Origin of the sequence: Burkholderia sp. BCC1999, from assembly GCF_905339975.1 — a bacterium.
In the GTDB taxonomy this organism is placed as follows: Bacteria; Pseudomonadota; Gammaproteobacteria; order Burkholderiales; family Burkholderiaceae; genus Burkholderia.
The window spans coordinates 253,635-264,580 of sequence record NZ_CAJPHP010000003.1 but is presented as its reverse complement, the minus strand read 5'-3'; the positions used below and the strand labels follow the sequence as shown (position 1 = coordinate 264,580).

The window sequence follows — 10,946 nt, the reverse complement described above, 5'->3', positions numbered from 1 at the left end:
CAAACTTGAAATATGCGGAGACGGTGCTTGCCGTTATAGTCGAATCACACATCAAACAACCCCCAAAGAGGAATCCATGAAGACCTTGCGTATTGCCTCGCTCTTGACCGGTATGACGGCCTTGCTCGTGTCGGGCGCAGCAATGGCGGGAGTCAATGTCGGGATCAATCTCGGCGTTCCGGCACCGGTCTACGTCGCGCCCGCACCCGTGTATGCGCCGCCTCCGCCGCCGGTCGTCTATCAGCCTGCGCCGGTCTACGCGCCGGCACCCGTCTACGCACCGGCGCCGGCCATCATCATCGGCTGGCACGGCGACCGCTACTGGGACGGCCGTCGCTACTGGGGCCGTGACGAGTGGTATCGCCACCATGGTCGCGGCTGGGGCGGCGATCGCGATCGCGGCCACTGGGATAACGGCCGCCACAACGGCTGGCGCTGATCGGCGCGGCGCGCCCGCTTGATGCGCGCCCGCGATTCGCTCGTGAAGAAACCGCCCGCGTGGCGGTTTTCTTTTGGCCCGCAGGCCTGAATGGGTAGAATCGTCCCTCGTTACTACCCTCATTCGACCGACAGGGCCTCTATGACGAAGGGTTCGCCCCGGGCCGCCGCCTCACGGGCCTGCTTCGGCGCGCAGCGTGCCGTACGGGCCGCCGGCCGCGTTGCCGCGGCGTTTGCGCTGTACGCGACGCTGGCCGCGCCGGCCGCCCACGCGGTCTATGCGATCGCGCAGTACGGCGAGCCGAAATATCCGCCGGGCTTCAAGCATTTCGACTACGTCAACCCCGATGCGCCGAAGGGCGGCACGCTCGTGCTCGCGAACCCGAACCGGCTGACGTCGTTCGACAAGTTCAATCCGTTCACGATGCGCGGCAACCCGGCGCCGGGCATCGACAATCTGTTCGAGAGCCTCGCGACGGGGAGTTCGGACGAACCGGCATCCGCTTACGGGCTGCTGGCCGACGACATCGACGTCGCGCCCGATCGCCGTTCGGTCACGTTCCATCTGAATCCGCGCGCGCGCTTTTCCAATGGCGACCCGGTCACGGCCGACGACGTCAAGTTTTCGTTCGATACGCTGAAGAGCAAACAGGCCGCGCCGCAGTTCGGCGCGTATTTCGCGGAGATCGCGAAGGCCGTGGTGGTCGACCCGGCCACCGTACGCTTCGAGTTCCGCAGCGCGAATCGCGAGCTACCGCTGATCGCCGGCGGCGTGCCCGTGTTCTCGCGCAAGTGGGGATTGCGCGCGGACGGCTCGCGCATCCCGTTCGACCAGCTCGCGTTCGAGCAGCCGATCGGCAGCGGTCCGTACCTGATCGAGCATTACGACAACGGCCGCACGATCACGTACCGGCGCAACCCCGCTTACTGGGGCGCCGACCTGCCGGTGCGGGTCGGCACCAACAACTTCGCGCGGATCGTCTACAAGCTGTACGGCGACGGCGTCGCGCGGCTCGAGGCGTTCAAGGCCGGCGAATACGACGTGCTCGTCGAGTACATCGCGCGCAACTGGACCCGGCGCGACGTCGGCAAGCGTTTCGACAGCGGCGAGCTCGTCAAGCGCGAATTCCGCCAGCATAACGGCGCCGGCATGCAGGGTTTCTTCATGAACCTGCGCCGGCCGTTGTTTCGCGACGTGCGCGTGCGCCAGGCGCTCGACCTCGCGTTCGACTTCGAATGGCTGAACCGCCAGTTGTTCTACAGCGCGTACACGCGCCTCGACAGCTATTTCGCCGACACCGACCTGCAGGCGACCGGTACGCCGGGCGAGGGTGAGCTGAAGCTGCTCGAGCCGCTGCGTGCGCAGCTCGATCCGGCCGTGTTCGGCCCGATGGTCACGCAGCCGGACACGAACCCGCCGGGCTCGCTGCGCGCGAACCTGCTGAAGGCGCGCACATTGCTCGCGCAAGCCGGCTGGACCTATCGCGACGGCGCGCTGCGCAACGCGAAGGGCGAGCCGTTCACGTTCGAGATCCTCGACGATTCGGGCGCCGCGATGGAAGGTGTCGTGACGGCGTACCAGCGCAATCTCGCGAAGCTCGGCATCGACGCGCGCTTTCGCACGGCCGATTTCGCGCTGCTGCAGAAGCGCCTCGACGCGTTCGACTACGACATGACGACGATCCGCCTGCCGGGCGTGCAGGTGCCGGGCGCCGAGCAGTACTCGCGTTACGCGAGCAAGTTCGCCGACGAGCCGGGCTCCGACAACTTCATCGGGTTGAAGTCGCCGGCGGTCGACACATTGCTGCACGCGCTCGGCACCGCGCAGACGCGCGAGGACCTGCTCGACGCGACGCACGCGCTCGACCGCGTGCTGATGCATGGCTACTACGCGGTGCCGCAGTGGTACAGCACGACGCACCGGATCGCGTACCGGCACACGCTGGCCTATCCGCAGACGCTGCCGCTGTACTATTCGGCCGAGGGCTGGGTCGTGTCGACCTGGTGGGCGAAGCCCGATCACTGACCCGCACCGGCCCTTCGTTCAACCCGCCACCGATCACGAGTCGACGCCCTATGTGGAGCTACATCCTCAAACGCCTGCTGCTGATGATCCCGACGCTCATCGGCGTGCTGACCCTCACGTTCGCGGTGATCCAGTTCGTGCCGGGCGGGCCCGTCGAGCAGGCCGTGCAGGAGTTGCGCAAGGGCGCGACGGAGCAGGGCGCGGTGCCGTTCGGGATGCGCGCACACACCGGCGTCGACGCGCAGCAGCTCGCGCAGCTCAAGGCGCTGTACGGCTTCGACAAGCCGCCGCTCGAACGCTACTGGCTGATGCTGAAGCGCTTCGCGCGCTTCGATCTCGGCGACAGCTATTTCCGCCACCAGAGCGTGTGGTCGCTGGTCGTGCAGAAGCTGCCGGTGTCGATCAGCATCGGGTTGTGGACGTTTTTCCTCACGTACCTGATTTCGGTGCCGCTCGGCATCGCGAAGGCCGTGCGCAACGGTTCGCCGTTCGACATCGCGACGAGCCTCGTCGTGCTCGTCGGTTATGCGATCCCGGGTTTCGTGCTCGGCGTGCTGTTGCTCGTGCTGTTCGGCGGCGGCTCGTTCTGGCAGCTCTTTCCGCTGCGCGGCCTCACGTCGGACAACTTCGCGCAGCTATCGCTCGTCGGCAGGGTGCTCGACTACCTGTGGCACATCGCGCTGCCGATCACGGCGTCGGTCGTCGGCAGCTTCGCGGTCGTCACGATGCTCACGAAGAATGCGTTCCTCGACCAGATCCGCCGGCAATACGTGCTGACCGCGCGCGCGAAGGGGCTCTCCGAGCGCAGCGTGCTGTGGAAGCACGTGTTCCGCAATGCGATGCTGCCGCTGATCGTCGGCTTCCCGGCCGCGTTCATCGGCGCGTTCTTCACGGGCAGCCTGCTGATCGAGACGCTGTTCTCGCTCGACGGCCTCGGGCTGCTGTCGTACGAGTCGGTCGTGCGGCGCGACTATCCGGTCGTGCTCGGCACGCTGTACCTGTTCACGCTGATCGGGCTCGCGACCAAGCTGATCTCCGATCTTTGCTATGTGTGGGTCGATCCGCGCATTCAATTCGACAATCTGGAGCGCTGACATGAAACGATCCATCCGCATGCCCGGCGCCGTGGGGCGAGGAGCGCGATGAACCGGGCCGTCGCATCATCCCGCATCGATGCCGCCCGTGCGCGCGTGTCGCCGTCACCCGCGCGCCGCGTGTGGCAACGCTTCAGGCAGCAGCGCCTCGGCTACTGGAGCTTCGTGATCTTCGTCGTCGCGTTCGCCGCGAGCCTCGCGGCGCCGCTGTGGTCGAACGACAAGCCGCTCGTCGTGCGCTACGACGGCGAGACCTATTTCCCGATGTTCCATGCGTATCCGGAAACGACTTTTGGCGGCGATTTCCCGACGCCGGCCGACTATCTCGATCCGTATGTGCGCAAGCGGCTCGAGGCGCCCGGCAACTTCGTCGTCTATCCGCCGAACCACTATTACTACGATACGCTGAACTACTTCTCGAACGTGCCGAACCCGGCGCCGCCGTCGCGCGAGAACTGGCTCGGCACCGACGCGCAGGGGCGCGACCTGCTCGCGCGGCTCGTGTACGGGTTTCGGATCTCGGTCGAGTTCGGGTTGATCCTGACCGTGATCGGCACGCTGCTCGGGATCGCCGCGGGCGCCGTACAGGGCTTCTTCGGCGGGCGCATCGACATCGTCGGGCAGCGGCTGATCGAGATCTGGAGTTCGCTGCCCGAGCTGTACCTCCTGATCATCTTCGCATCGATCTTCGAGCCGAGCTTCCTGTTGCTGATCGTGCTGCTGTCGCTGTTCGGCTGGATCGGGCTCGCCGACTACGTGCGCGCGGAATTCCTGCGCAACCGCACGCAGGACTACGTGCGCGCGGCACGCGCGATGGGCCTCACGAACTGGCAGATCATCTGGCGCCACGTGCTGCCGAACAGTCTCACTCCGGTGATCACGTTCCTGCCGTTCCGGATGAGCGGCTCGATCCTCGCGCTCACGAGCCTCGATTTCCTCGGGCTCGGCGTGCCGCCCCCGACGCCGAGCCTCGGCGAGTTGCTCGCGCAGGGCAAGGGCAACCTCGACGCATGGTGGATCTCGCTGTCGACGTTCGGCGTGCTGGTCGCGACGCTGCTGCTGCTGACCTTCATGGGCGACGCCCTGCGCAACGCGCTCGACACGCGGATCGCCGATTCGGTGCGCGCAGCGGGAGGCCAGCGATGAGCGAGCCGACCGTATCGACGCAGCACGAACCGCTGCTGTCGCTCGAGCATCTGCACGTGCGCTTCGGCGACACGGTCGCGGTGGACGACGTGACGCTCGCGATCGGGCGCGGCGAGCGCCTCGCGCTCGTCGGCGAGTCGGGTTCCGGCAAGAGCGTGACCGCGCTGTCGATCCTGCGGTTGCTGCGCGACGCCGAAGTCAGTGGCGCGATCCGCTTCGCGGGGCAGGACCTTTCGGGCAAGAGCGAGCGCGAGATGCGCGGGCTGCGCGGCTCGGACATCGCGATGATCTTCCAGGAGCCGATGACGGCGCTCAACCCGCTGTATACGATCGGCGTGCAGATCGGCGAGACGATCGTGCTGCACGATGGCGTGTCGGCCGTCGAGGCGCGCAAGCGCGCGATCGCGTTGCTCGCGCGCACGGGCATCGCGGAGCCGGACAAGCGGGTCGACAGTTACCCGCACCAGCTGTCGGGCGGCCAGCGGCAGCGCGCGATGATCGCGATGGCGCTGGCCTGCCGGCCGCGGCTGCTGCTCGCCGACGAACCGACCACCGCGCTCGACGTGACGATCCGCGCGCAGATCGTCGACCTGCTGCTGGAGCTGCAGCGCGAGGAGGCGGAAAAGCGCGGGATGGCGATCCTGCTGATCACGCACGACCTGAATCTCGTCAGACATTTCGCCGAACGCATCGCCGTGATGGAGCGCGGCCGGCTCGTCGAGAGCGGGCCGGTCGAGCGGATCTTCGCGGAACCCGAACATCCGTATACACAGCGACTGCTGAACAGCCGGCCGCAGCGCGCGGTCATGCCGGTGATGCCCATCGCGCCCGTCGTGCTCGATGCGCGCCACGTGAGCGTGCAGTTCGCGCGCAAGCGGCCGGGCATCGCCGGCTGGTTCGGCACGGTGCCGGTGACGGCCGTCGCCGACGTGTCGGTGTCGGTGCGGCAGGGCGAGACGCTCGGCATCGTCGGCGAATCGGGGTCGGGGAAGTCGACGCTCGCGATGGCGCTGCTCGGGCTGCAGAAGACTGCCGGCGGCGAGATCGAATTCCAGGGGCGCGCGTTGTCGACCTATCGCGGCCGCGAACAGACCGCGCTGCGCTCGAACATGCAGGTGGTCTTTCAGGATCCATTCAGTTCGCTTTCGCCGCGTCATACGATCGAGCGGATCGTCGGCGAGGGGCTCGAGCTGCATCGCCCCGACATGACGCCCGACGCGCGCCGCACGAAGTCGCTCGCGGTGCTGCGCGAAGTGGGCCTCGATCGCACGGTGCTGCACCGTTATCCGCACGAATTCTCGGGCGGGCAGCGCCAGCGGATCGCAATCGCGCGGGCGCTGGTGCTGGAACCGCGGATCCTGATCCTCGACGAGCCGACGTCGGCGCTCGACGTGTCGATCCAGCAGCAGGTGCTGAAACTGCTCGCGAATTTGCAACAGAAATACAACCTCGGCTATGTGTTCATCAGCCACGACCTGGAGGTGATCGGCGCGATGGCGCACCGCGTCGCGGTGATGCAGGACGGTGCCGTCGTCGAGTCGGGGGAGGTGTCCGACATCTTCACGAGACCGACACATCCTTACACACAAAAGCTGTTGAAAGCGGTCTGGAAAGCGTGATAGGCCGCCAATGGTCTGACCATCTCGATTGTATTTATTAATTTGTTTTGACAAACGATTACGCGCTGGCTAGTATCGACCGAAATTTTCCGCCAATCAGCTGATTTTTAAGCACATTCCATCGACCAATGCAGCATCGATCCCTGACCCAGGCATGCGCGCGCACCATCGCCGGGCTGTTCATCGGCGCCCTGTTCGCAGCAGCTCCCGGCGCGTTCGCCGACGAAGTCAGCAGTTTTAACCAGAATGTCACCAATTCGACTCAGATCGGGTCGGGTTCCTCCCTCCAGCAGACCAGCGCGCAGCCGTCGAGCGGCGGCGCGAAGTCGTTCCTCGCCGGCATGGCCGGCAAGGCAGGCGACGTGGTCGTCGGCGCGCTGAACATGATCGGCGTGCGTTATCGCTGGGGCGGCAACTCGCCGGATTCGGGTCTCGACTGCAGCGGCTTTGTCCGCTACGTGTTCCAGGACACGCTCGGCATGTCGCTGCCGCGTCGCGCGGAAGAGATGAGCCGCGTCGGCGAGAAGGTGAGCATGAGCAACCTGAAGCCGGGCGATCTCGTGTTCTTCAACACGATGCGCCGTACGTTCTCGCACGTCGGCATCTACATCGGCGACAACAAGTTCGTGCACTCGCCGTCGACGGGCAGCACCGTTCGCGTCGACGATCTCGACAGCGGCTACTGGGAAAAGCGGTTCACCGGCGCGCGCCGGCTCGAATCGGAATTCCCGATGAAGCCCGAAGACCTCCGTCAGCGCGTGCGCGCGACGATCGGCGACGATTCGGCGAACGGCAACAACTGACGTTCGGGGTCGGTCAGACCGAAAAAAACCCTGTCACCGAAAGGCGGCAGGGTTTTTTGTTTTGGGGGTGGCGCGCGCGACGGCGTGGCTATCGCACGGCAGGCCGCAGCGAGGCGGCGACCTCGGCCGCTTCCTCGCTGACGGGCGCGATTACGCCGCAGCCACGCCGCGCGCGGCCGCGAGCTTGCGCTGCAGTTCCGGCATGATGCGCGCGACCGCTTCCTCGCCCGCGAGGATCGCCGCGTTGCGCTGGTTGAAGTCGCTGCCGCCCATCGCCGCGAGGTTCGGTCGGATCACGACGTCCGCGTACTTGTCGAGCTCGTAGGTCTTGATCGTCTGGCCCATGATCGTGAAGGTCTGCAGCAGCATCTCGATCGGGTTGTTGGTCGCGGCGCCATCCGGTCGGGCCGAGATGTCGACCGCGATCACGAAGCTCGCACCCATCTTGCGCGCATACGACGCGGGCACCGGGCTCACGAGGCCGCCGTCGACGTATTCGCGATTGCCGATCTTCACCGGTTCGAACACCGACGGCACGCTGCACGACGCGCGCACCGCGAGGCCCGTGTTGCCCTGCTGGAACAGGATCGGCTGGCCGCTCTGCAGATCCGTCGCGACGATGCCGAGCGGCTTCGCCATCTTCTCGATCGGTCGGTTGTTCAACGTCTTGTTCAGGAAGTTCTGCAGTGCGACGCCTTGCAGGAGGCCGCGCGAGCGGAACGGCAGCGCCCAGTCGCTGATGGCCGCCTGGTCCATGTCGAGCGCGATCTTGTTGATCTGCAGCGCGCTCATGCCCGACGCATAGAGCGCGCCGACCACCGAGCCGGCGCTCGTGCCGGCGACGATCTCGACCGGGATGCCGCGCGCCTCGAGCGCCTTCAGCACGCCGATGTGCGAGAAGCCGCGCGCGGCGCCGCCGCCGAGCGCGATGCCGATCTTCACGGGCTTCTCTTGCGACGGTGCGGTGCCGGACGTGTTGCCGGGGCGGGACTTGTCGCCGAATGACGTGCAGGCGGCGAGGCTGGCGGACGCGCATGCGATCGTGAAATGACGGCGCGACAGGCGAGGGGACGACATCGAATGGTTCTCCGGCGGCTTGGCGGCGGGTTACACGGCCCGCGGCGGCGATAGGTTCCGAGCGGCCGCGCGGCGGGTTCCGTGCGGCCGGCGCCGCGCCGGCTGGCGGCCGCGGCGCGCACATCATAAAGCACGCGGCGCGCTTGGCGCGATGTGCGGCGCGAGTATAATTCCGGCTTCTTTCCCGTTCCGGGTGTCGTCGGCTCCGTTGCTGTCCGGGCTGCCGCCGTCGTCCCGCGTCGAATCATTCATGCGCCCCAGGCGTTCGAGTTACCGTTTATGACCCGTCCTGTCCGTACCCGCTTCGCGCCGAGTCCCACCGGCTTCATTCACCTCGGCAACATCCGCTCCGCACTCTATCCGTGGGCGTTCGCCCGCAAGATGGAAGGCACGTTCGTGCTGCGCATCGAGGATACCGACGTCGAGCGTTCGTCGCAGGAAGCGGTCGATGCGATCCTCGAAGGGATGCAATGGCTCGGCCTGGATTTCGACGAAGGCCCGATCTACCAGATGCAGCGGATGGACCGCTATCGCGAAGTGCTCGCGCAGATGCTCGAGAAGGGCCTCGCGTACCCGTGCTACATGTCGGCCGAGGAGCTCGACGCGCTGCGCGAACGCCAGCGCGAGGCCGGCCTGAAGCCGCGCTATGACGGCACGTGGCGTCCGGAGCCCGGCAAGGTGCTGCCGGAGCCGCCGGCCGGCGTGAAGCCGGTGCTGCGCTTCCGCAATCCGCTGACGGGCACGGTCGTGTGGGAAGACGCGGTGAAGGGGCGTGTCGAGATCTCGAACGAGGAGCTCGACGACCTCGTGATCGCGCGCCCGGACGGCACGCCGATCTACAACTTCTGCGTGGTGGTGGACGACATGGACATGGGCATCACGCACGTGATCCGCGGCGACGATCACGTAAACAACACGCCGCGCCAGATCAACATCCTGAATGCACTCGGCGGCGAGGCGCCCGTCTATGCGCACCTGCCGACCGTGCTGAACGAGCAGGGCGAGAAGATGAGCAAGCGGCATGGCGCGATGAGCGTGATGGCGTACCGCGACGCGGGTTTCCTGCCCGAAGCGGTCGTCAACTATCTCGCGCGCCTCGGCTGGTCGCACGGTGACGCCGAGATCTTCTCGCGCGAGCAGTTCGTCGAATGGTTCGATCTCGAGCATCTCGGCAAGTCGCCCGCGCAGTACGACCACAGCAAGCTGAGCTGGCTGAACGCGCACTACATCAAGGAAGCCGACAACGCACGCCTCGCCGAACTCGCGAAGCCGTTCCTCGGCGCGCTCGGCATCGACGACGTGGCACTTGCGACGGGCCCGTCGCTCGATGCGGTGGTCGGCCTGATGAAGGATCGCGCGACGACGGTGAAGGAGATCGCGGAAGGTGCGGCGATGTTCTACCGTGTGCCGGCACCGGAAGCCGACGCGATCGCGCAGCACGTGACCGATGCGGTGCGGCCGGCGCTGGCCGATCTCGCCGCCGCGCTGAAGGCGGCCGACTGGACGAAGGAAGCGGTGTCCGCGGCGCTGAAGGCGACGCTCGCCACGCACAAGCTGAAGATGCCGCAACTCGCGATGCCGGTGCGCCTGCTGGTGGCCGGCACCACGCATACGCCGTCGATCGATGCGGTGCTCGTGCTGTTCGGTCGTGACGTCGTGGTGTCGCGCATCGAGGGCGCGCTCGCCTGAGGTTCGTGCGTCAGTGAAGCTGTCTGCGCGTGAGCGCGCGGCAGCTTCGCAAAATATTTCGCGCGAATCGCAAAAAGGGTATTTACAAGATCAAAGTAGGTCCATATAATCTCATTTCTGTTCTGCAAGGGGGTATAGCTCAGCTGGGAGAGCGCTTGCATGGCATGCAAGAGGTCAGCGGTTCGATCCCGCTTACCTCCACCAACAGAACAAGCTGGATTGATTTGCGAAGCAGTGGTAGTAATAAATGCTTCACAAAATGATTCAAAGCAGTTAGAATTTCGGCCTTCGCTGTTGACCAGAAGTGAATAGCGAAAGTCAGACAGGTCTGAAAAGATCATGTCCCCTTCGTCTAGAGGCCTAGGACATCACCCTTTCACGGTGAGTACAGGGGTTCGAATCCCCTAGGGGACGCCAGATTCAGCGGCGTTTCATAGAAGTGTCGCGAGGCTTGCAGGAACGTAACCGACGTCCTGCAGGTAACGGTGCAGAAAGTTGGAGCGGTAGTTCAGTCGGTTAGAATACCGGCCTGTCACGCCGGGGGTCGCGGGTTCGAGTCCCGTCCGCTCCGCCAGAACGAAGCCCGTTCAAGACGTTTTTGAGCGGGCTTTTGTATTAGAGATGTAGGCAGTACGTTGTCCCCTTCGTCTAGAGGCCTAGGACATCACCCTTTCACGGTGAGTACAGGGGTTCGAATCCCCTAGGGGACGCCAGATTCAGCGGCGTTTCGTAGAAGTGTCGCAACGCAGGCAGGACCGTGACGATGTCCTGCAGGCGGTAGTGCAGAAAGCTGGAGCGGTAGTTCAGTTGGTTAGAATACCGGCCTGTCACGCCGGGGGTCGCGGGTTCGAGCCCCGTCCGCTCCGCCAGAACGAAGCCCGTTCAAAGAACGTTTTTTGAACGGGCTTTATCGTTAAAGATGTAAGCAGTACGTTGTCCCCTTCGTCTAGAGGCCTAGGACATCACCCTTTCACGGTGAGTACAGGGGTTCGAATCCCCTAGGGGACGCCAGATTTCGGCGTCGTTCGAACAAACGACGCGCCGGCAGGAAGTA

General features: G+C 65.4%; 8 protein-coding genes and 6 tRNA genes. 13 read left to right on the top strand and 1 reads right to left on the bottom strand.

Annotation, left to right across the window (positions count from 1 at the left end; genetic code table 11):
• Positions 1–76: 76 nt before the first annotated feature.
• The 6 genes from U5809_RS05895 to U5809_RS05870 all read left to right on the top strand — a co-directional run bounded on the left by U5809_RS05895 (position 77) and on the right by U5809_RS05870 (position 7,126).
• Complete coding sequence (locus tag U5809_RS05895; RefSeq protein ID WP_322085860.1) at positions 77–439, top strand: hypothetical protein; 363 nt, start codon at positions 77–79, stop codon at positions 437–439.
• 141 nt (positions 440–580) lie between these two features.
• Positions 581–2,464 carry an extracellular solute-binding protein gene (locus U5809_RS05890; protein ID WP_322085859.1) on the top strand — a complete coding sequence of 628 codons (1,884 nt, stop codon included), beginning with the start codon at positions 581–583 and terminating at the stop codon, positions 2,462–2,464.
• Between the two features lie 50 nt (positions 2,465–2,514).
• Entirely contained in the window at positions 2,515–3,558 is a 1,044-nt protein-coding gene (locus U5809_RS05885) for a microcin C ABC transporter permease YejB (RefSeq protein ID WP_322085858.1), read from the top strand.
• Positions 3,559–3,606: 48 nt separating this feature from the next.
• Positions 3,607–4,704 (top strand): ABC transporter permease, encoded by a 1,098-nt coding sequence (locus U5809_RS05880; protein WP_322085857.1) that lies wholly within the window; start codon positions 3,607–3,609, stop codon positions 4,702–4,704.
• Positions 4,701–6,323: a dipeptide ABC transporter ATP-binding protein gene (locus U5809_RS05875; RefSeq protein WP_322085856.1), complete on the top strand. Its 1,623-nt coding sequence runs from the start codon at positions 4,701–4,703 to the stop codon at positions 6,321–6,323. Before U5809_RS05880 ends, U5809_RS05875 begins: the two co-directional genes overlap by 4 nt.
• 128 nt (positions 6,324–6,451) lie before the next feature.
• Positions 6,452–7,126 (top strand): C40 family peptidase, encoded by a 675-nt coding sequence (locus tag U5809_RS05870; protein WP_282505457.1) that lies wholly within the window; start codon positions 6,452–6,454, stop codon positions 7,124–7,126.
• Positions 7,127–7,276: 150 nt separating this feature from the next.
• Here the strand turns inward: U5809_RS05870 and U5809_RS05865 are convergent, their stop codons facing one another.
• Entirely contained in the window at positions 7,277–8,203 is a 927-nt protein-coding gene (locus tag U5809_RS05865; RefSeq protein WP_282505455.1) for a patatin-like phospholipase family protein, read from the bottom strand.
• Positions 8,204–8,482: 279 nt separating this feature from the next.
• Between U5809_RS05865 and gltX the strand changes: the two genes are divergently transcribed.
• The 7 genes from gltX to U5809_RS05830 all read left to right on the top strand — a co-directional run bounded on the left by gltX (position 8,483) and on the right by U5809_RS05830 (position 10,903).
• On the top strand, positions 8,483–9,892 hold the full coding sequence (gene gltX, locus U5809_RS05860) for a glutamate--tRNA ligase (RefSeq protein WP_322085855.1): 1,410 nt from the start codon (positions 8,483–8,485) through the stop codon (positions 9,890–9,892).
• A gap of 128 nt (positions 9,893–10,020) precedes the next feature.
• Positions 10,021–10,096: transfer RNA gene (locus U5809_RS05855), tRNA-Ala, on the top strand.
• Between the two features lie 137 nt (positions 10,097–10,233).
• Positions 10,234–10,309 (top strand) — tRNA-Glu (locus tag U5809_RS05850).
• Between the two features lie 80 nt (positions 10,310–10,389).
• Positions 10,390–10,466: transfer RNA gene (locus tag U5809_RS05845), tRNA-Asp, on the top strand.
• A gap of 63 nt (positions 10,467–10,529) precedes the next feature.
• Positions 10,530–10,605: transfer RNA gene (locus U5809_RS05840), tRNA-Glu, on the top strand.
• 79 nt (positions 10,606–10,684) lie between these two features.
• Positions 10,685–10,761 (top strand) — tRNA-Asp (locus U5809_RS05835).
• 66 nt (positions 10,762–10,827) lie between these two features.
• Positions 10,828–10,903: transfer RNA gene (locus tag U5809_RS05830), tRNA-Glu, on the top strand.
• Positions 10,904–10,946: the final 43 nt, after the last annotated feature.